The sequence below is a fragment of the Vibrio sp. SCSIO 43140 genome, from assembly GCF_023716585.1.
Lineage (GTDB): Bacteria > Pseudomonadota > Gammaproteobacteria > Enterobacterales > Vibrionaceae > Vibrio > Vibrio maritimus_B.
On the sequence record NZ_CP071851.1, the window covers coordinates 816,100 to 836,951 of the forward strand.

The 20,852-nt window shown below is 45.4% G+C and carries 15 protein-coding genes; 11 read left to right on the forward strand and 4 right to left on the reverse strand.

Translation table 11 applies throughout. The features are described from left to right. Positions 1–67: 67 nt before the first annotated feature. The 11 genes from J4N45_RS22155 to J4N45_RS22205 all read left to right on the forward strand — a co-directional run bounded on the left by J4N45_RS22155 (position 68) and on the right by J4N45_RS22205 (position 13,914). A complete protein-coding gene (locus J4N45_RS22155; RefSeq protein WP_252017047.1) occupies positions 68–3,877 on the forward strand; it encodes a hypothetical protein in 3,810 nt (1,269 codons plus the stop codon). A 225-nt stretch (positions 3,878–4,102) separates the two neighbouring features. Further along, on the forward strand, positions 4,103–5,395 hold the full coding sequence (locus tag J4N45_RS22160) for an anaerobic sulfatase maturase (RefSeq protein WP_252017049.1): 1,293 nt from the start codon (positions 4,103–4,105) through the stop codon (positions 5,393–5,395). Positions 5,396–5,405: 10 nt separating this feature from the next. Then, positions 5,406–6,032 (forward strand): hypothetical protein, encoded by a 627-nt coding sequence (locus tag J4N45_RS22165; RefSeq protein WP_252017051.1) that lies wholly within the window; start codon positions 5,406–5,408, stop codon positions 6,030–6,032. 12 nt (positions 6,033–6,044) lie between these two features. Then, entirely contained in the window at positions 6,045–7,004 is a 960-nt protein-coding gene (locus J4N45_RS22170; protein ID WP_252017053.1) for a tetratricopeptide repeat protein, read from the forward strand. Between the two features lie 4 nt (positions 7,005–7,008). After that, complete coding sequence (locus J4N45_RS22175; RefSeq protein WP_252017054.1) at positions 7,009–7,995, forward strand: AAA family ATPase; 987 nt, start codon at positions 7,009–7,011, stop codon at positions 7,993–7,995. A gap of 8 nt (positions 7,996–8,003) precedes the next feature. Then, the gene (locus J4N45_RS22180) at positions 8,004–8,945 is read left to right on the forward strand and encodes a DUF58 domain-containing protein (protein WP_252017056.1); all 942 of its coding nucleotides are present in this window, start codon (positions 8,004–8,006) and stop codon (positions 8,943–8,945) included. Further along, positions 8,938–9,435: a DUF4381 domain-containing protein gene (locus J4N45_RS22185; protein ID WP_252017058.1), complete on the forward strand. Its 498-nt coding sequence runs from the start codon at positions 8,938–8,940 to the stop codon at positions 9,433–9,435. The genes J4N45_RS22180 and J4N45_RS22185 overlap by 8 nt, the downstream gene beginning before the upstream one ends. Continuing rightward, entirely contained in the window at positions 9,432–10,436 is a 1,005-nt protein-coding gene (locus J4N45_RS22190; RefSeq protein ID WP_252017059.1) for a VWA domain-containing protein, read from the forward strand. Before J4N45_RS22185 ends, J4N45_RS22190 begins: the two co-directional genes overlap by 4 nt. After that, positions 10,436–12,067, forward strand: coding sequence for a vWA domain-containing protein (locus J4N45_RS22195; protein WP_252017061.1), 1,632 nt, complete (start codon positions 10,436–10,438; stop codon positions 12,065–12,067). Before J4N45_RS22190 ends, J4N45_RS22195 begins: the two co-directional genes overlap by 1 nt. Beyond that, positions 12,064–13,320 carry a hypothetical protein gene (locus tag J4N45_RS22200; RefSeq protein WP_252017063.1) on the forward strand — a complete coding sequence of 419 codons (1,257 nt, stop codon included), beginning with the start codon at positions 12,064–12,066 and terminating at the stop codon, positions 13,318–13,320. Before J4N45_RS22195 ends, J4N45_RS22200 begins: the two co-directional genes overlap by 4 nt. A 156-nt stretch (positions 13,321–13,476) precedes the next feature. After that, positions 13,477–13,914, forward strand: coding sequence for a glycine zipper family protein (locus J4N45_RS22205; RefSeq protein WP_252017065.1), 438 nt, complete (start codon positions 13,477–13,479; stop codon positions 13,912–13,914). A 140-nt stretch (positions 13,915–14,054) separates the two neighbouring features. Here the strand turns inward: J4N45_RS22205 and J4N45_RS22210 are convergent, their stop codons facing one another. The 4 genes from J4N45_RS22210 to J4N45_RS22225 all read right to left on the reverse strand — a co-directional run bounded on the left by J4N45_RS22210 (position 14,055) and on the right by J4N45_RS22225 (position 20,723). After that, the gene (locus J4N45_RS22210; protein ID WP_252017067.1) at positions 14,055–15,572 is read right to left on the reverse strand and encodes an efflux transporter outer membrane subunit; all 1,518 of its coding nucleotides are present in this window, start codon (positions 15,570–15,572) and stop codon (positions 14,055–14,057) included. A 3-nt stretch (positions 15,573–15,575) separates the two neighbouring features. Next, positions 15,576–18,650, reverse strand: a complete 3,075-nt coding sequence (locus J4N45_RS22215) for an efflux RND transporter permease subunit (protein ID WP_252017069.1) — start codon at positions 18,648–18,650, stop codon at positions 15,576–15,578. Positions 18,651–18,660: 10 nt separating this feature from the next. Continuing rightward, complete coding sequence (locus J4N45_RS22220; RefSeq protein ID WP_252017071.1) at positions 18,661–19,743, reverse strand: efflux RND transporter periplasmic adaptor subunit; 1,083 nt, start codon at positions 19,741–19,743, stop codon at positions 18,661–18,663. An 89-nt stretch (positions 19,744–19,832) separates the two neighbouring features. Next, the gene (locus J4N45_RS22225; protein WP_252017073.1) at positions 19,833–20,723 is read right to left on the reverse strand and encodes a LysR family transcriptional regulator; all 891 of its coding nucleotides are present in this window, start codon (positions 20,721–20,723) and stop codon (positions 19,833–19,835) included. Between the last annotated feature and the right edge of the window lie 129 nt (positions 20,724–20,852).

A 20,852-nucleotide genomic window follows, 5' to 3' on the forward strand; every position in this document is an offset into this window, starting at 1 on the left:
GTCATCGCTTCATGGATTAGGGTTATTGCGAAAATACAATAATCTAGTGACTCAATTGGAGGTCAGCATGAAGTACAACAAGGTTGCGCTAGCTTTAGGACTTACTGGTATGGTGGGATTAGTAGGCTGTGGTGATAGCTCTAGTTCACCACCGAACAGTAATCCCTCACAATCCACTCATCAAATAAAAGCTATCGATGGTTACCTGCAAAATGCCAAAGTGTGGCTCGATCTAAACGGAAACTTTGAGCACGATATTGATGAGCCAAGCGCTACTTCTGGAGTAGGTGGGGAAGCTGTCCTTGATGTTACCCAAATGGTTGAACAAGGGATGTCTCCCGATTCTTATCAGATTGTTGTTCAGGCTATTGCCGGCGAAACCATAGACGAAGATAAGCCCGATGAGCGAGTTTCCTCTGGGTTTACAATGTCAGCACCTGCTGGTGAAGTAAACGTCACGCCACTTTCCACTCTCGTTAACATTAAGCTTTCCGAGTCTGTTACCGAAGACACGAGTGCTGATAAAGTCGCTGAAATAAAACAACAAGCTGTTTCGGAGCTCGCTTCCGAGTTGGGTATCGATGAGAGTGCGATTCTCAGCGATTATATTGCTGATAAAAACCATGACGATAAAAATAAATCAGACGCTGCCCAGCAAGCAGCCTACGCGGCACGAAGCATTGTCGAATCGGGTCAAGTGCTTCCAGAAACCCCGCAAGAAATGAATGAGGTTGTCGAACAAGTCAAGCAATCAGATACTGAAACGGACTTTGAAAAGTTGGCTTCCGTGGTCAACAACGAGATCAAAAAAGAAGTTGAGGAAACCCCAGACCCTCAGATGCTAGAAGATTCACAACCTGCTATCGATAAAGATGCTGATATGGTCAGTGACAGTGACCAAGATGGCGTGCCTGACGAGTTAGATCCTTTTCCACAAGACAGTAGCGAATGGATGGACAACGATGACGATGGCATTGGTGACCATACCGATGCAGACGATGATAATGACGGCATCAATGATGAGCATGATGACTATCCACTAGATGCTAAACGGGCGGGCGATCCAGATGGTGACGGTATTGATAGTGTTAACGACCAGTTCCCTTACGATTTCGACAACGACAGCCATCCTGACGCGGAGGATGCATTTCCTAAAGACCCTACGGAGTGGCTAGATAGCGACGGTGACAAGGTTGGTGATAATTCGGACAGGTTCCCTGATGATCCAAAAGAGTGGGCTGATTCTGATGGCGACAAACACGGCGACAACAGTGATGCTTTCCCGAACGATCCAGCGGAGTGGGTAGACACAGACGATGACAGCTATGGCGACAATTCGGATGCGTTTCCTGACAATCCGAACGAGTGGAGTGACAGCGATCAGGACGGATTTGGCGACAATAGTGATATTTTCCCAGATGATGCGGAAAAATCCGTTGCTGATCTCGTAACCACGCAAGAAGCGACTCAACCTGTCATTTTCTTAGTGTGCGAGAAACCCATAGAGCTGAAAATTTCAATTACTCAAACTGTCGAAACACTCAACAATGGGTCATTGCGCACCAAGCTCGATACGCAGTACTGGAGTCTGAATGACCAGTTAGTTGGTCAAGAAGAAAGTGTGGAGCTACAAACTGGTAACCAGTTTACTCGTATCAACGAGTTCAGCTATGACTTTAACTTAGATGGTGAGAGTGCTTTCGTTGGCACAGTTTTCGATCTAGGAGAACGAACGCCAACACTAGAAAAGTACTACAGTTATATCGATGAGTCAGCAGCTGCAACTGAAGGTTGCGATAATGGTGGTGGGCGAACATTTGATGACGTTAACTTCACATCTCGCATTCACCCTACAGATCTGACCGGTATAGATACTGTGCAATATGTTACTAAGTCGATTAAAGAACAGTCTGACTTAACAATCATCGATAGCCATACAACCCAGTACGATGTTACAGGGTTCGATTATCAAGATTTAGAGGGCAATACTACAAATTATGCCCGTCACGACAAGCTCACAAATGAAGGGCTGCTATCTATCAGTGCCCTTATTGAACATGACTGGGCAGCCGATGGCACTATAAATCGTACTCAGGCTTTCACCATTGAAGATACAGGTTATGCCTATAGTATCTTTGGCCCAGTTTGGGCGAACCCGACCGACGGTCAGTTACACGAATACGCTGACTATAACTTTACTCCTGGTAACTGGGATAACCTGACACCTTATTGGTATGAGTTAACAACGCAGGTTAACCAAGATGGAAGTACAAAGAGTTCAGGTAAACGCTATGTCCTCAATCAGGAGAATGAGGCTAATACCAAGCTTGATGAAGCACTGCTTTTCCATGAGTGGCAAAACCTCATCACAGTGGTCTCTGATGGAGAGCGCAACGAATACGTTGCATGGAATCACTACCATCTAGCAGACTATGACTTTACCAGCGCGGCAGATGATCTAGGCCAAGCTTATCGAGTGAGCCAAAAACACGATAACGGTCTATGGGTGACCTATTCATTTGATGAGTGGGGCACTCAAACTGTCCAAGATCTGCCAACACTGGTAGAAAATGCTCGTTCGGGCGGTACCGAGTTAACTAAGATCGACAGTGACGTCATTCCGGGACTTAACCGCTACGCAGCGGCTTTGCCAAATAAGAGCTTCCAATACTCTGATGAAGGTGAAGCTCGAAGCTGGTATGTCGTTAGCCAGAATCCAGGGATCACTGATGGCACTCCGACTTTATTGGAACTACAACTTGTCAACCATGGTATTAAACCAAATTGGTATGTTGGCACGGCCAGTACTGACATCATCGTGATGCTGCCAAAAGACCCAAATAATATTTGGAATTGGTTCAATTCTTTCTATCGCATGCATCTACAAACCTATGCAATGGATACGTCACCAAATAACTTTAGTTGGGCTAATGATCTCGGGTTCTTCTTCTTGGATGAGGGTTTGGCTAATTCTAAGCTGGATAAGTTGTTAAACCCTGAGTACCGAGTTTGTACGTCGGAGAATCGTGAATCCTCTGGCGAGTTTCTAGAGGAATATCCATCGTTCCATCATTCAGCCAACATCTGTGGCTATATCGGTATCGATAAGAGCTATCTCGACGATGTCACTCTTTATCTTATTGAGCAGCTAGAAAATGGTGAAAACGAACTCGCTATTACCTTCAATCAAGACGGAACCGGTTACAGCAAAAATAGCTTTGAAGACTACGATCGAACTTTCAACTGGCACATCAACTCTGATGGTATCGTTGAAGTATTGCATAGTGATGGTAATACCATCTATTTAGCTTACATCGCGTCTAATGATGAGAGCTATAGCTTCCTAAGTTTCCATTACTGGGAGGAAGATGGAGTGCCGTTCCGCGCAGTGGAAGGTAATGAGTATTTCACTAGCAAGCCTTATTTTGTCTGTTATACCGACGATACTGAGTGGGATGATGAGAATGACAGACCCGTTGTAAATGCGACTTTTGAAGCGTTTCAAACCGCTGTTACTGACTGTGGCGGACAGATCAACACCACTGAACAGATGGTTGAAGGGTTAGTGCTATATGATTACAACGAAGGCAAAGACCGATTGAGAATATGGGAATTTAGGGCTGAAGGCGTCGTGACTCGTACCGAAGGTAGCACCGTCAAGACTTGGGACTGGAGTATTGACGAGAACGGCTATATTTTTGTCGATATTGAGAAAGAGGCAGGAGACATGTTGTATATCGCGCTTATGGGTATCCACGATGATAGATATAGCCTGAAGATATTCTCCCAATGGCCGGTAGGAGAAGAATTCATTGGTGAAATATACGGAGATGAGTACTCTACCAGCAATCCTAAAGCCTTGTCTGATATTAATTGAGATAACCAAAGGTAAAAAGTACTTGTTATCGAAGTAGAACTTCCAGATTAGAAGCTGTAACAGTGCCCCTACGTTGCTTTTAGCATGTAGGGGCACTTTTTATGTAGGCTGAAATCACCACCAGGCGTTTGTCACAAATACATCGCGCAAATAAGCAGTATTTATACTGATTACTCAAAGTCGCTCTCTTCATACTATGGATACAAATCATGAAGGGGAGCCCCAATGAGTATCCAGCTAAGTAGTTATCAGCCCAATATGCCCTCTAAGCGCATGAATATTATGACAAAGCCGATTGGTTCTGCGTGTAATATCGAGTGCACTTATTGTTACTACTTAAGCAAGGAAGAGCTTCTAGGCCACGAAACAGGATGTGGCAGTCGTATGTCCGACGAGATGTTAGAAACCTACATTAAATCTTACATCGAACAACAGAATCACCCTGAGATCGTCTTTCACTGGCAAGGTGGTGAACCCACATTGCTGGGTGTGAACTACTTCCGTGATGTAGTGCGTTTGCAAAAGAAATATTGTCCCAAAGGCGTCACTATTGAGAACAACCTGCAAACCAATGGCACTCTGCTTAACGATGAGTGGGGCAAATTTCTCAAAAAGAACAACTTTTTAGTTGGGTTGAGTATTGACGGGCCTGAGATGATCCACAATGCCTACCGCACCAACCGGGCAGGTCGTGGCACCTTCAAACAAACCATGAGAGGAGTGGAGGTTTTACACAAGCACAAGGTCAATTTTGCGACGCTGACGTGTGTAAACAACCTTTCAGGGTCAAACCCACTGGATGTTTATCGCTTCTTGCGTGATGTGGTTCGCTCCCCGCAGATGCAATTCATTCCTATTGTGGAACATAAGTCTTTCCGTGATACAGCTCCTCAACACTGGAAAGAGGATGAGATTCTTTTCCAAGGTATGCCTGAAGCCGAGCCGAGCCACCCAAATTCCATTGTGGAAGCTTGGTGTGTTTCGCCGACTCAATGGGGCAACTTCTTATGCACCATATTTGACGAGTGGATCGAGAACGATATTGGCAAGGTCAATGTTCCCTATTTTGAAGCCTGCGTGGAAACATGGATGGGACGCGTCAACCCACTCTGCACTCTTGCTCCTATGTGCGGAAAAGGCTTAGCAATTGAGCATAACGGTGACGTATTTGCTTGTGATCATTACGTTTATCCAGAATACAAGCTGGGAACTATCCATGACGCAGATCTAGAGGATATGCAGTTTTCTAAAGGTCAAGAGGTGTTTGGCAGAGCGAAAGAGGCAACCCTGCCAAGGCAATGTCGTGAATGCGATTATCAATTTGCTTGCTTTGGTGAGTGCCCTAAAAACCGATTTACAAAAACGCTGTCTGGGGAAGCGGGTCTGAATTATCTATGCGCTGGCTGGAAGCAGTTTTTCACGCACATTGATCCTTATATTTCGATGGTGGTCTCTACCATGGGGTACCCAGTGTATAAGGGCGTCAACGCTCAAGCTATGAAATATCAGTTTAAATAGGGGCAAACACATGAAACTACCTATTAAACAAATTGAATCAATAATAAAGACTTACAAGTGCATTTCTTTCAAATGCATAGCGCACCTACTCATTCTAGGCTCTGTGAGTGTATCGGCACTCGCAGCCGATAGTGATACACAATCTATGACGGAAGCTAGTCATAAAGAACTGTTTGATGAGCAGGTTATCGGTCGATTCATCGATAATGCATTTGCCCATAAGTCTGACACCTACACTGATTACGCCATTCTCTTTAATCTCTGTCAGCAAGATCCTAATAACGAGCTCTGCGGCTCGGAACTGGATGTTCAAAAAGCACAATACCAGCGCGCTAAGGCATCGCATGATTCGCTAGCGATGGTTTGGAAGTCTGAATTTAAAGACTTAATGCTCCCGCCAATGGCGTATCAACAGATGGTAAACGAGCTCAAGCAGTTGGGCTATCTCACGCAATCAACAGATGTTCCAGTTGCCAAAGTGCATGCTGCATTGAATCAATGGCTAGTGAAGCAAGGCCTTGCGCCTACTCAAGAGATCTATCTGATGCACGGCTACTTAGTTAGCTCGGCGGCTCTGCTAGACGCTCAATCCGATGATAATGCAGAGCAGACAAGTAATGAAAAGACGGGCTCGTAGGTAGAGGTTTGCATGTTAAGAGTTGTCATAATTATCTTACTAACACTGGGTTTCTCAAACTTCTTGTTGGCGGCCGAAGTCCAGGGTTCACGTGAAGCTGATCTAGCCGCGTTGTCACAAGATCTTAGTCAACCGATGGCGCTGCGTGTTGATGCCACACGAGCATTGCGCGGTTTTAATGGAGCAAATGCCTTAATCGCTATCAGTCGCGCTTCACGTGATCAAGCTGCGTCAATGCGTTTAGCCTCGATTGATGGAGCAGCTCATTGGTCTGTTATTGGCAAGTGGGATTTGATGTACCCCTTGACTGTCGATGGAGATATGTCTGTGCAGAGAGCGGCAATCTACGCACTTTTGCCGCACTGGAACGCATTTGATAAATCGATGCAATTATCTCTTCAACAGTCTCTAGAAAGCCTAGAAAAAAAACTTCCGAATGACATAGACACAGAGTTAGAACGTGCGTGGATTGAGCAGGTGACAGGACGCTCAGATGCGGCGGAAGCGCGCCTTATCGAGTTGAGTCATACTTCCGATGATGTGCGTATTGCTATTGGGTTGTCAAAAGTCCAGCTAGAAACTCAAGGTGGCTTGGTTGCTAGAGAAACATTGAAACAAGCCATGTTAGAAAGCTCCCCTCAAGCGAGCTTATTTTATGAGGCTGCAAAGCTGGACTATGCACTAGGATTTCACGACAGCGCCCTGAACTACTTTGAAAAGGCCTATCTTCTAGCTCCGAACAACTCGACGTATGCGTATGCGTTGGCTGCGACAATTCGAGAAAATGAACCTCAACATGCTGTTGGGCTGTTTAGGGTTGCTTATGAAGGCTCTCAAGACCCGACCCACTTATATGCCCAGTGTGAAAGTATGTTGGCCATAAATGAAGATGCGTCAGATTGCATGGCAGAACTTGAAATGATAGCCCCCGATTATGTTGTCCAAGAACTCATTTCCTTATATCAAAGGTAGCCTTATGACTGAGAATAGAAGCCAGGCATCCGTGTTAGGCCTAATTTCAACGGTAAATCAGAACGTTGTTGGGCAAGAGCAGCTTACGCAATCATTGGTGATTGCGTTGTTAACCGGTGGTCATGTACTGCTTGAAGGGTTGCCAGGTACCGCTAAAACACGCTCAGTGAAAGCACTGGCATCTGCACTGGATATTGATTTCAAGCGCGTGCAGTTTACACCTGATCTTCTTCCATCGGATGTGACGGGAGCAAATGTCTATGACAAAGATTCTGGTTCACTAAATTTCCAGCCCGGTCCTATTTTTAGTTCAGTATTGCTAGCGGATGAAGTCAACCGTGCACCAGCGAAAGTACAGGCAGCATTGCTCGAGGCGATGGCAGAAGGCACCGTAACGACCAATGGACATACGCTGCCACTACCAGAGCCCTTCATGGTGCTGGCAACGCAGAACCCAATTGAGCAAGAGGGAACATATCCATTACCTGAAGCACAGATGGATAGATTCTTGATGAAAGTGGATGTGCATTACCCAACGCTAGAAGCGGAGGTGGACATTATCCGCTTAGTCCGTCGTGAAGCTTTGGGTAAAGAGTCGCATCAAGAAGTTGCAAAGAGTAACGACAGTGTCAGCGTTGACGATATTCGTCAAGCTAAGGAGCAGGTAGCTTGTATCTATTGCTCTGAAGCGATTGACACCTATATCGCTTCGTTAGTGACGGCAACGAGACAACCTGAGTTATTTCCTCATAGCGTTCTGGAGCAATGGCTATTAGTTGGAGTCAGTCCGCGAGCCTCTATTGCTTTGGATAGTTGCAGCCGAGCTCATGCTTGGCTGCATGGGCGTGACTATGTCACGCCGGACGACGTTCGTAGTGTCGCGCACTCTGTGCTTGGTCATCGTATCACTTTGAGTTTTGAGGCCTTGTCTTCGGGCGTATCGAAATCGGACGTTGTCGACGAGTTGCTTAAAGTGGTTCCGATAGCATAGGGGGCTGAATGTTGAAACAACACTTGGACTCAAGGATCTATTGTGATTTACGGACACTACTAAAGACAGAACAGCTTGCCCGTCAGCTTGTTTTGCCACCGAGTACACAGTTTGGCTCGCGTTTGGTAGGTCGACATTTTTCTAGTTTCAGAGGACGTGGTCTAAGTTTTGAGGAGTTTCGCCACTATCAATCGGGAGATGATACTCGCAATATTGATTGGGCAGTGACCCTGCGCACTGGAGAGCCCTACGTAAGAGTGTTCTCAGAAGAGAAAGATCGGCCAGTTTATCTAGTGGTAGACCAAGGATCGAATATGTTCTTTTCTTCGGTAGATACGATGAAGTCCGTCGTAAGCGCGGAGGTTGCGGCAGCTTGCGCATTCAGTTGTGTACAGAGTGGTGACAGACTGGGGTCGGTGCTAGTGAGTGATGAGTCTATCGAAATGGTTCCTCCTAGACGAAGTCGAGAGCACATCTATCACGTTTTAGGCAAGATTGTGCAGTTGAACCAGTCATTGTCATCAGAAAAACCTGTCATTGCACCCTCTGGGTCTCGGTTAGAAAACGCATTAAAGTCTATTGCCATTATTAAACCTAAAGGTGCGCTGATCATTGTACTCAGTGACTTTTACAATCTCCAAGAGAGTGCAATTAAGCAACTGCAATGGCTGAAGCAACACAATGATGTAATGGGTATTGCTATTCGAGACCCTTTAGAGGTGGAGCTTCGGCCCACTGAGTCTTTGTTGATGAGTGACGGTGAGCATCAAGTACAGATGGGGCGTGACTATACCGAGCAACTGGTTCGTTACAACCAAGAACATAACCAAAAATCCGCACGCTTGGGTGCACTGTTCGCCGCGAATGGCTTTCCTATGATTGAACTCTCTACGACAGGGAGTCATCACAAAGAGTTTGTCCAACAATTGATGGGTAATCGCTATGGCTAATAACATCTTGTTAGTAGACCTTATTGACCCATTGTCCCCAAGTGCTATCTCTTATCTGCCTCAAACTACAGGGTGGAAATGTCTAGCGGTATTGTCGTGCGTGGTGTGTGCAATCTGGCTTTTTCGTAAATGGCGTGATTTTAAGCGACAGGCTTATCGACGAAAAGCAAAAAAGAGAGTTGAGCAGCTTATGTTTGACTCCCTACTCGTCAACGAGCCTAAAATCATGCTCTATCAACTTAACCAAATTACAAAGCATGCTGCGATGCAGGCTTACCCCAATCAAGATCTAGCAGGTATTTATGGTGCTGAATGGTTAGATGTACTTTCCAACACCTGCAGCGGCTTCGATTTCAGACAACCGCTCTTTGAAAAGTGGCAGGTGAGTTTATATGCACCCACCGAAGGTGTGTGGGACTCTACCATGATGGATGAATTATTTGAGGCTATGCACTACTGGGTAGTTCACCACAGTAAGGAGTATCAATGATCACTTTTGAGGTGTCAGAGGCTCTGTTGCTATTGCCATTACCGCTATTGGTTTACCGCTTAGTACCTAGCTACTTGTCACGACAGCAGGCAATTAAGGTCCCCTTTTTCAACGTATTGGTTAAAAGCCTAGATATTAAACGTCAGAGTGGTTCACAGAGGGTTAGGGCAGAGCGTCCACAAAAGGCCATTATTGCCCTTGGCTGGCTGATGTTAGTCTTGGCTGTGGCTAAACCTGCATGGATGTTAGAGCCACAAACATACGAGCGTTCGGGACGCGATTTGATGGTGGTGGTTGATCTCTCGGGGTCAATGGCGACACAGGATTTCACCGATAAGTATGGGCAGCCGCGAACACGTCTGGAGAGCGCCAAGCAAGTTTTGAAGTCTTTTAGCAAGAAGAGAGAAGGTGATCGACTGGGGCTTATTCTGTTTGGTGACGCCGCTTTCCTTCAATCTCCTTTTACATTGGATCACGTGGCTTGGTTGGCGCTTTTACATCAAACTGAGGTTGCTATGGCAGGTGAAAGCACGAGTCTTGGTGATGCTATCGGGCTGGGTATCAAGACTTTCTTGGAGGAAGAGAAGGATTCTTCAAGTCAAGAAAAGGTGATGATCGTACTGACTGATGGAAAAGATACGGACAGTCTAGTTCCCCCCATAGATGCAGCGAAGGTGGCCGCGGCAAAAGGTATACGAATTCACATGGTGGCAATGGGGTCGTTGGCATCAACGGGTGAAGAGTCGATCGATATGAATGTGATCAACCAAGTGGCGGAGCTTACTGGGGGTGAGGCATTCCTAGCGATGTCTACGGAATCATTGAGTGATGTCTACGCGATACTCGATGAGCTCGAACCTAAACTCTTCGAGAGCTTTACCTATCAGCAAAGTGTGTCACTTCATTATGTTCCGGTGATTGTCATTTTTCTGATTCACCTCAGCTTCGTTGTTTTGATGAGCTTTAAACGTCGCGGGCCAAAACTGGGAGCGAGCGTGTAATGGACGATTTTCATTTTATGCGACCAGAGTGGTTGCTGTTGTTAATTCCCTTTTTTTTACTCATTGGGCACAAACTCAAGCAGGGACAAAAGGTGTCCGGCAGGGTAAAGGCGTTGCCACCTCACCTCAGAAAAGCCTTGTTAGTAGGCCATGGGCGCTGGCGGCAGAATACCCCAGTTATTCTGCTTGCCGTGCTTGGTACTTTGGCAGCAGTGGTGGCTGCTGGGCCAACTTGGCAGCGTCAAATGTCGCCAATTAGTGAGGATAACTCAGCCTTAGTGGTGATCCTCGATGTATCGGAGTCGATGCTGCAAAGTGATATTGCCCCTACACGTTTGTATCGAGCTAAACAGAAAATTAATCAGTTGATAGAGCAGCGAAATGCAGGCCTGACAGCTTTGATCGTGTATTCGGGTAGTGCCCACCTTGCGATGCCATTAACGAAGGATACAGCAGTATTTAAACCGTTACTGGATGCCATTGATACTGATGTGATGCCAAGAGAAGGTAAGTTTGAACACTACTCTCTTTCGGTTGTGAACACTCTATTGCGTAATCATGCTAGCAAAGCAACGGTCCTTCTTGTTTCTGATGCGATCAATGTGAACCAGTTAGATGGTTGGCAGCTGTACTTTGACGAGTCTGGGCACCAACTCTTGGTTTGGGGTATGGGTTCACCCAAAGAGAGAGTGGCGATGCCAATGGATGAAGACAGTCTTGAGCAACTCGCTCGCGCCGTGGGTGGTGAATACCTACGTTTTGAATCTGATGATTCAGATATTGCGGCGTTAGTGGACAAAGTATCAGCGAGTTCACAGCTCAATGGAGAAGATTCGGAACCTTGGTTGGATTCTGGCTATGCGCTGATTTGGTTGATGGTGCCGATATACTTGCTTTGGGCGCGTAAAGGTTGGGTTGTTCAATGGTGTCTGCCTATTGTGGTGCTTCTGTCGACTTTTCATGCGCCGTCTACTTACGCGAGTGACTTTAGTTTTATTGATGTATGGATGAGTAAAGATCAACAAGGTCAATATCTCTATGAAAAACAAGACTACATCCAAGCTGCTGAAATTTTTGAGGACTATCACTGGAAGGCAGAGTCATACTACCAAGCCGGCGAGTATAAATTGGCAAAACACTATTATCTTCGAATTGATACATTGGATGGTCAGCTCGGTGTTGGTGCCTGTTTAGCGAGACAAAAAGAGTACTTAAAGGCAAGGGATTGGTATCAGTCGATGCTGGAGCAACATCCGAATCACGAAACCATTCAAACCAATTTGAGTTTAATTGTTAACATTATTGAGTACACCAACGCCTTTGAAGAGGGACAAGCGAAAAGCCACGAACGACAAGCAAGTCGAGAGCTAGGGGATAAACCTCAAACCTCAGATGGCGAGGAAAAAATGGTTCAAAAAGAGCAGATAATTGTCGAAAGGCTGTCTGCTCAAGATGTTCTAAATAGTGAAGCTTTGAATGAGAAATGGATGAAGCGTGTTGAGAATAATCTCGCGCCATTTTTGAGCCGTAAGTTTTATCTGCAAACTGAGCAAGGTTTGGCGACCAAGGAGTTTCAACCAAGTGACTTTCCGTTAACCATTGTATCGTCCGACAATGGAGGTGAACGATGAGGCTATTCAGTAAATTCGCTCTGCTCTGTTTAGTGCTATCTATCACTACTACAGCGGTGGCTCATGCAGCACTAGGTCAACAAGAGAGACTTATAGAGCTATCGAAGCAAGAACGCGTAAAAGTTAACGTTTCGTTGGCTACTCCTTCAAGGATTCTTCCAAATCAACAAATTATTGTAAATATTGAAGTAATGACAGATACCTGGTTTACCCAAGGGACACGAGTGCATCGCTTTGATGTGAATAATGCTCTGGTATTGCAGCGCTCTTCATTTGCAATAAATTCGATAGAGCGTATCGACGGCCGAAAGTACGCCAAACAGTTGTGGGAGGTGGTGATTTACCCTTTGGAGCCTGGCCGATACTTTGTCCCTAGTATCGTCATTGAGCTTGCGGTGAGTGATGAGCAAAACACGATTGCCGGTCAACTCTCAACAGAGTCCTTTGAATTTACTGTAGATTCATTGACTGACCATCAACAAGCAATGAACACAGTGGTTGGCGAGAATCCAAGTATTAAGCAGTTATGGACACATACTTCGGCTGGTGGAACTACAAAGCAGATACAAGACATAGGGCCTTTAGATGTGCAAGTCGGGGATGCAATCGAGCGACAGATCACAGTATCGATTCAAGATTCAACATCGGTTTTAATACCCAAGCTGCTAACTAACATTAAGCAACCACGACTGAAAAGTTATCACGAGTCACCCATTTTTTTGGACTCGGAGAACCGAGGCGTATACTCAGCAAGTCGAACGGATAAAGTGACGTACATAGTCGATGCTGCTGGTCGTGTTGAGCTACCCAATTATCAGCTTCAAGTTTGGTCACCTAGAGATCAGATGATTAAGAACGTCGCTGCAAACGGCATAACGCTCAATATAGAGCATACCTTATTAACTTTCGCACAAGCTCATTGGAAAGCGATATTGATAGGGTTGGCTATGTGTGGTCTTACACTATTCACTGTTGTTAGAGGTGTAAAAAAGTACCAGTTGCTAGAGGAGCAGAGATCACTACCAATAGGTTGGATGTTTCTATTGTCGGTGATGAAACGAGATCATGCTCAGGCAGAGACAATGCTATACCTAAAAAAACAGGTTCAGCGAAAACAGTTCGCTCTATTTAATGGTAATAAGACATCTCAACAGTTTATCGAACAATGGCAAGTAAGTAAGTATGGCAATCAAACGGAAGTTAAATCGAAAACAACCCGAATTACTTGGTTAAGGCTATGGTTTAATTTGTGACCTCTATGTGGGTCATATATTGCAACTATCAACACGATCATTGACGAAATGTCCGGATTTTTTCATCTATCTTTTCTAGTTCAGTAAATTTACGGTATGGATGTTCCGTGATTTGGTGCACATTTACGGTGTGTTTGAAAAGTACAGAAGACAGAAATGAAAAAATTATGTGTTGCAGTTACAGTGATGATGTTTCCTTTCCTATCCATGGCAGAAGAGCAAGTTAGAGGGGGAGATATTATTGACCCTCAATCTAAACTGATCTTTAACTACCAAAATGTAACCAAGGACGTTGCAGAATCAGAGCTAGCACACTGTCAAAACCTAGCGCATCAGACTCATGAAGATGTTCAATCATCTAAAGGAAGCGGGGTGAAGGGTCTATTAAAAGGTGCCGCAGCGGGTGCCGCGGTAGGCGCTATTTCTGGTGGTAGTGGCTCAGATGCTGCGAAAGTAGGAGCCGCGGGTGGACTTTTAGTCGGACGCTTAGCTGGCAAAGGGGGTGAGAGTGCGCAGAATCAACAGAACCTGGAAAACTATAAGTTAGTTCTTAGAAACTGTATGACCCAACGTAAATATGTGGCTTTAAACTAAGATTTCAGCACAAACCAAAACTCGAAAATAAACGAGAGACAAATCTTATATTTTATAGTGTTAGATACGTTATTGATTAGAGAAGCCAGCTACTTATTAGCTGGCTTTTTAATATTCAGAACAAATATAACGTACTTGTCCTAAATAGGAGTTGTTGCAACGTTACTTTGCTCATTTGTTACCTCCCAATCTCCTCCTAACGACTTGAATACACCTACGGTCGCCTGAGCGGTCTGCAGTCTCGCGGCTAGTAGCCTATCTTTCATGATGCGCTGCTGGCGCTGTGCATCAAGCAACTCTAGATGATTGATTAATCCAGCTTTATATAGGGAGCGTGCCTTACTTACTGCCGTTTCGGATGCTTCCAGAGCTTCTTGGATGCGTTGTTCATTTTGTTGACTTCGACCGTAGGCAAATAACATGGAATCAACCTCGGTAACCGCCGAGTTAACGGCGTGCTCGTAGCCAAGGGCTGCTGCATCGAAGCGCGCTTCGTTTAGCTCGATTAGTGCTTCGCCTCTGCCTCCGTCAAACACGTTCCAGCTGATGCCAGCTGCGGCCGCCCATCCGATAGAGTCTGAATCAAATAAATCATCGAAACTGCTCGCCGAAACACCCGGAGTACCGGTTAGGAAAAATTTGGGATATCGATTGGCAATGCTTGCGGCCACTTCCTCGTTTATTGCCGCCATTTCACGTTCGGCGATACGTATGTCAGGGCGACGTTTTAGCAAATCTGATGGCAATCCTACTGGAATAATTCCCTCTAGGTTAGGTAGCTCAGCGTCCTCGGAAAGACGAATATCAATTTGAGTTAGAGGCTCTCCCAACAGAGTCGCTATCCGCTGTTTGTGGACTTGTTGGGCGATTTCCAACTGTGGAATCACCGACTCTGTTGCTGCCAGCATAGTTTGGGCTTGAGCCAAATCAAGTTCAGAGCCGTAGCCACTCTTCACCAGTTTTTTTACTAATGCCAATGTCTCTGTTTGGTCAGCTAAGTTGGATTTAATTAGTGCCATTCTTTCTTGAGCCCCACGATACTGGAGGTAGTTGTGCACTAAGTCCGCTGTAATCAAAGTGTTCAAGCCACTACGGTAGATTTCAGCTTGCTCAACCCGGATTTTGGCGGCGTTTGATTGTCTGTCGATACGACCAAACAGATCTATCTCCCAAGCTATGCTCGCTCCGGCGAACACACCATCATGTTGGTTATCTAATAAGGTAACTGAGTCTAGCGGTGTACCGGTTGGCAATGAATCCCCAATGGGGTTTAATGCAGGTCCCAATAAAGAGTCGTTCTTACTTAACTGATAATTAAAGTAGCCCGCACCGATACTAACAGTCGGGACTTTGAAAGAGCTCACCACCGACTGATAACTGTTCGCCATTTTTATCCGCTCAGCGGCGATTTTTAGCGGGATATTTTGACGTTGTACATCTTCAACCATTTGATTCAACGAAGCGTCATTGAAGTTCGTCCACCAATAGTCGCGTTGCGCTTGATGCTCATTATTCGCATACAGATAGGCGCTCGATAATGTTGTCGTCGGCTCCGTATAGTCTGGGCCTACCGCACAGCCTGCCAATGTAATGACAAGAGTTAAAGGAGCGAGTTTTAACGCCTTAAGTAGGCATTTACGTGAGTGATGCGTGTTCATGGTTTATGCCTTTTGTTCTTGAACGGTGAATGTATCTGTTACCGATGAGTTATCCGTTGTTGATGTCTCTTTGTAAGCCAATCGATACAGAGCAGGCATGACAAATAACGACAACACCGTTGCTGCTGCCAGTCCCCCGATAATCGTCGCGGCCATTTGGTCAAACAAAAGGTCACTGAGCAAGGGAATCATCCCTAATGCTGTGGTGAGAGCACCCATAGAGATTGCCATCGTACGGTTGATCGTTGCCGATTTAATGGCATCGGAAAGTGCTAGGCCGTTTTGTCTTTCTAGCTCAATTTGATCCATGAGAACGATACCGTTTTTGATAATCATACCCATGAGCGTTATAGCTCCAATCAGCGCCATGAAGCCAAAAGGCTTATCGAAAGCGAGTAGGGCGAAGGTTGCGCCTGTAGCCGCTAATGGAATAGTTGAAAGAATGATCACCGGCTGTTTAAAGCCATTAAACATAGCCACAAGGATAATCACCATGATGAGTAGGGCTTTGGGTAGCTGTTTTAAAATATCGGACACGGCTTTGTGTTCGTCGTAATACTCGCCACCCCATTCCATTGAATAACCCGGCGGAAGATCAATAGCCTCAATTTGTTCTTTAATCGCATTACGCACTCTTGCTGGTGTGCTGGAGCGCTCAACACCCGCTTGTGCGGTAATGGTTTTAACGCGGTTTCGGCGCCAAATCATGCTTTCTTCGCTTGTTAATTCGAATCCATCAACTACTTGTCCCAGAGGTACGCTGTGCAGACCTAAAATGGATTTGACGGGCAAAGTCTCGAGGGAAGCCATTGTCTGCTCAGAACCTCTTAGTTGAATGGCGATGAGTTCATCATTGAGATTCATTTGACCGAGCGGCATGCCATCGGATGCTCGCTTCATGGCGAAGGCGATATCTGTGCGATTTATGCCTGCACGGCGAGCTTTGTCTTGGTTAATAATCGCAGTCAGCACCTTACTTTGTTGGCGCCAGTCATCGCGTACGTATTTTGCGTCCGGGTGCTTAGCCATTATTGCTTTCGCCTGATTGGCTAGCTGATGCAGTATGACTTCGTCTGGACCAGAAAAGCGAGCTTCCACTGCGTATTTATCCGCTGTTGCAAGCTTTAATGCACGGAAACGAGGCTCAGCATTAGGAAACTGCTCTTGTACCCAAGCGTCACCACGGGCAACAAGTGCGGATATGGATTGGTAATCTTTGGTGTTGATCAGGATTTGACCATAGGCTGGGTCAAATGGCTCTGGTTCGACGGTCACTGAGAATCTAGGAACGCTGCTACCGATGGCTGTCGCAATACTGTTTACTTCAGGTTGCTGTAATAGCCAGGATTCCATTTTTTTCATGTCCATTGAAGTTTGCTCAACTTTGGCACCATTAGGCAACCAATAGTCAAAGAACACAATTGGACGATCGGATTGCGGTAAAAAGTTAATCGCAATATATGGGGCCGCTATTGTGGTAGTTACAATGAGTGGAATTAAAGCGGCCAGTGCTTTTTTAGGATGATCAACGGTCCAGCTTACGCATTGTTTGTAGCGAGCCAATTTTTCGTTGCTATTTCCCAAGTTGGGTTTAATAAACAACCAGCACATCAGTGTGGTAAAGGTCATTGCGACTAGCCACGATAGTAAGAGTGAGGATGCGAGGATATAAAACATTGAGCCCGCGAACTCCGCAGCGTCCGTCTTAGAGAATAATACAGGGCTTGCACCCATGATGGCGATTACCGTAGCTCCCAATAGTGGAAAGGCGGCCTCTTTAACAGATTCCAAAGCGGCTTGTGTTCGCTTTACTCCTTTGGTTATCTTTACCATTATCATGTCAGTTACAACAATAGCGTTGTCTACTAGCATTCCAAGAGCCAATATAAATGTGCCCAAAGAGACTCGGTGCAAGTCGATGTCATAGAGGTTCATGTAGGTAAGAGTGAGCAGAATGGTCAAAAGAAGACTGCTGCCGACAATAGTTGCGCTCTTGAAACTCATGAATACTGATAAGACGATAAATACAATGGCAACACTTTCCAAAAGGTTGCCGACAAAATTGTCGATGGCTTTCTGAACTTCGTCAGGTTGAAACGCTATCGTCGAGATCTCTACGCCAAGTGGTAAGCTTGTTTGATAGTCATTGATTATCTCTTGGATAGTATCGCCTAGTGAAACAACATTGATACCCGGAACAGGGCTTACGGCCAAGGTGACAGACGCTTCTCCGTTGTAGCGGTTTTCTGTTAATGCGGGTGTTTGATAACCCATGGTGACATCGGCAACATCACCGAGTCGAATAAGGCCAGTGCCAAGTTCACTTACTCCACCTTTAATGACGAGGTTGCGAATATCCGCGAGAGATTGAAATTCACTGCCTTGGTGAACTCGAATACGCTCTGATCCAGCATCGAATTTACCTGCTTCAAAGGTGGTGTTGGTGCTATTGAGTTGATTCCAGACTTGAGCAACCGACAAGCCGTACTGAGCAAGACGCTCGTCTGGAAGATCGATATAGACAACACGCGGTTGTACGCCGTGTAGTTCGATCTTTTTAATACCCTTAACGGTTTTTAAGCGACGTTGGAGCTCTTCTGAGTATCGGCGGAGTTCCTCCGGCTTTGCATCATCGCTATGAACGGCAAACAGCATGCCATAGACTTCAGAAAATTCATCTTGCACCAAGCTGATTTGAGCCGTGGCAGGGAGTTGCAGTTTCACATCTTGAACCTTACTACGAAGTAGGTCCCACTGCTGAGGTAAGTTTTTGGAGTTCAGGCTCTCTTTGAGATCCACGAATACCATTGATACTCCAGGGCGTGAGAGGGATCGCAATCGATTGAGTTCGCCCATTTCTTGAAGTTTAGTTTCAACCGTATCGGTCACTTGTTTTTCGACCTGTTCGGCGGATGCACCCGGATATAAGGTAACGACTACCGCTGTTTTTACGGTAAAGCTTGGGTCTTCTAGTTTGCCAAGATCAAAATAGGAATAGATGCCTGCGATGACACTAAGCGTAACGAAGAACAACAGAAATGTTCGTTGTCGAATGGCGAATTCGGCGAGTTTAATCATTTTCTAAGTCCTATAGTTCTCTAATCACGAGCCTGTCTGCGACATCACCATCTTTTAGGTAAAAAGAGCCGCTTACGACAACGTAGTCGTCGCCTTTAACGTTTCCTGAGATGCAGGCCTGATAAGCATCCAGAGAGTTCAGAGTAACGGGCGTAGAGATAACTTTATGATCACGAACTAGGTTGATATGCATTTTTTCTTTCTCGCCTACTAACGCAGAGTAGGGAACACAGAATGCATTTTTAGCTACAGCTGATGGGGAGGATACCGTAACCGATTTGCCAGCGAAAAGGCGTTGGTGTTCGTTGTCCAAGGTGTAAGTGACGGTATAGGTCTGTTTGATGAGATGCGGTAGGGGAGCTATCTCGGTGACATGAGCATTGATTGCCGTGTCAGATTGATACCAACTGACGGACCCTGAGTCGTTGATACTGAACTGATCAATCATATTCTCCGGAACATCAATTTCCACATCAAATTTAGAGTTGTCCTGCATGGTCATAACTGCGATACCGGGGAGAACTTGCTCATGAGCATCAAAATCTACGCTAGCAATAACACCGTCAAAGGGTGCAAAAAGATATGTATAACTCAACGTGTCCTTAGCTCTCTGGATGTTTTTATCGACGACTTTTACCGCCGAAAGGCTCCGCTCATAGCCACTTGTAGCTCGATCTAAATTAACGCTTGCGATCGCATTGTCATCTGTTGCCTGTTTAACACGTTTCAGTTCAGCTTTTGCGAGCTTGTGAGCCGACTTTGCTTCCAGCATCTTGGCTTGCAACTCTTCGAGAGCCAATTGGTAGTCGTGAGGGTCTAAGCGAGCAATAACATCACCTTTTTTAACGCTATCGCCGGGTTGAACGTAAACGTCGCTTAACGTACCGGGAACTCTAAATGCTAGGTTGGCATTCTCATGAGCGCGAACGACACCGCTGAAGTGTTTAGTCGACTGATCTTCTAAGCTATTGAGCTTGATGACTTGTAATGCAGTTTGTTTTGTTTCAGGCGGCTCTAGTACCTGAGATTGATTGCATCCAAACAGTGAGACAGATACTGCGATGCAAAGAGTGAGTGTGTTTACCTTATTCATAATAGATAGCTCCATTTTCTAGTGGAGCTATCTTAATATTGAACGGTGTTCAAATAAGCTGCCTCTGATGAGACTTACTGTCACGAAATTTATGACAATTGATTGAGGCGCGGTATTTCAGAAGAAAGGTGCTCGATAAGAGCCTTACTGGCTTTGTTCAAGGTTTTAGGTTGAGGGTAGAGTATCCAGCCATCTTCCGTTTTTGCTGTCTCTTGAGATAATAATGGTACCAAAGAGCCATCTTTAAGCTCATTTTGAATCATCATTGTTGGGAGGAAGCTTATCCCTCTTCCTCTTAGAGTTGCTCCTTTAATAAAACCAATACTGTTTGCAATTAGATTTGGTTTGACCGATACGGTGCCTGATTCGAAGTGCCAATGAACGTCCACATCTCCACTTGGCCAACGAAAGCAGATACATTTGTGGTTGTGAAGGTCCGATAACGATTTCGGCTCAACGAACTGGTCAAGGTAATCTGGCGAGGCGACTAAAGCTCTATGGTACTGAATGACTTTACGAGCAACGATGTCTGAATCAAAGATTGCGCCGCCGTGAATTGCGATATCCAAACCTTGCTGGAAAATCTCGTTGAATCCATTGCTGATACTGCGAATATCAAGCTCAATTTGAGGGTATTTGTCATGAAATTCGAACAATATCGGCTGAAGTAAGTCATAGGTTTCAGGCAATACACCAAGCTTGATTTTTCCCTTGAGCATATCCTTAGCGCTTGAAACGGATTGCTGCGCGCGATCTAACAGCTCGATTGCCTTGTTGATTTCTTCATAATAGGCCTCGCCACTGTTTGTCAATGATATGCTGCGCGTTGTTCTGTGGAACAGCTGGGCCCCAACCACTTTTTCAAGCTCATTAATACGTCTGCTAACGTTCGCCCTAGGAAGATCGAACGCGTTGGCTGCTGCGGTAAAGCTACCTAACTCAACCACCTTTTTAAAAAGTTTTAGATCTGCAATTTTCATATCCGAATAGGAGCACCAAGATATATTGTGGTTAAGTATTATATTTGCGATGACCACTGGTAGTTGTGATTTCGTTCAAGAAATCTAGCCGTATTACGTTTAGACCATGCGAAACGCATTCGTCATAAA

Excerpts from the sequence above, each read along its gene's own strand:
- J4N45_RS22155 (WP_252017047.1), top strand. The coding sequence starts at position 68 with ATGAAGTACAACAAGGTTGCGCTAGCTTTAGGACTTACTGGTATGGTG.
- J4N45_RS22160 (WP_252017049.1), top strand. The coding sequence starts at position 4,103 with ATGAGTATCCAGCTAAGTAGTTATCAGCCCAATATGCCCTCTAAGCGC.
- J4N45_RS22165 (WP_252017051.1), top strand. The coding sequence starts at position 5,406 with ATGAAACTACCTATTAAACAAATTGAATCAATAATAAAGACTTACAAG.
- J4N45_RS22170 (WP_252017053.1), top strand. The coding sequence starts at position 6,045 with ATGTTAAGAGTTGTCATAATTATCTTACTAACACTGGGTTTCTCAAAC.
- J4N45_RS22175 (WP_252017054.1), top strand. The coding sequence starts at position 7,009 with ATGACTGAGAATAGAAGCCAGGCATCCGTGTTAGGCCTAATTTCAACG.
- J4N45_RS22180 (WP_252017056.1), top strand. The coding sequence starts at position 8,004 with ATGTTGAAACAACACTTGGACTCAAGGATCTATTGTGATTTACGGACA.
- J4N45_RS22185 (WP_252017058.1), top strand. The coding sequence starts at position 8,938 with ATGGCTAATAACATCTTGTTAGTAGACCTTATTGACCCATTGTCCCCA.
- J4N45_RS22190 (WP_252017059.1), top strand. The coding sequence starts at position 9,432 with ATGATCACTTTTGAGGTGTCAGAGGCTCTGTTGCTATTGCCATTACCG.
- J4N45_RS22195 (WP_252017061.1), top strand. The coding sequence starts at position 10,436 with ATGGACGATTTTCATTTTATGCGACCAGAGTGGTTGCTGTTGTTAATT.
- J4N45_RS22200 (WP_252017063.1), top strand. The coding sequence starts at position 12,064 with ATGAGGCTATTCAGTAAATTCGCTCTGCTCTGTTTAGTGCTATCTATC.
- J4N45_RS22205 (WP_252017065.1), top strand. The coding sequence starts at position 13,477 with ATGAAAAAATTATGTGTTGCAGTTACAGTGATGATGTTTCCTTTCCTA.
- J4N45_RS22210 (WP_252017067.1), bottom strand. The coding sequence starts at position 15,572 with ATGAACACGCATCACTCACGTAAATGCCTACTTAAGGCGTTAAAACTC.
- J4N45_RS22215 (WP_252017069.1), bottom strand. The coding sequence starts at position 18,650 with ATGATTAAACTCGCCGAATTCGCCATTCGACAACGAACATTTCTGTTG.
- J4N45_RS22220 (WP_252017071.1), bottom strand. The coding sequence starts at position 19,743 with ATGAATAAGGTAAACACACTCACTCTTTGCATCGCAGTATCTGTCTCA.
- J4N45_RS22225 (WP_252017073.1), bottom strand. The coding sequence starts at position 20,723 with ATGAAAATTGCAGATCTAAAACTTTTTAAAAAGGTGGTTGAGTTAGGT.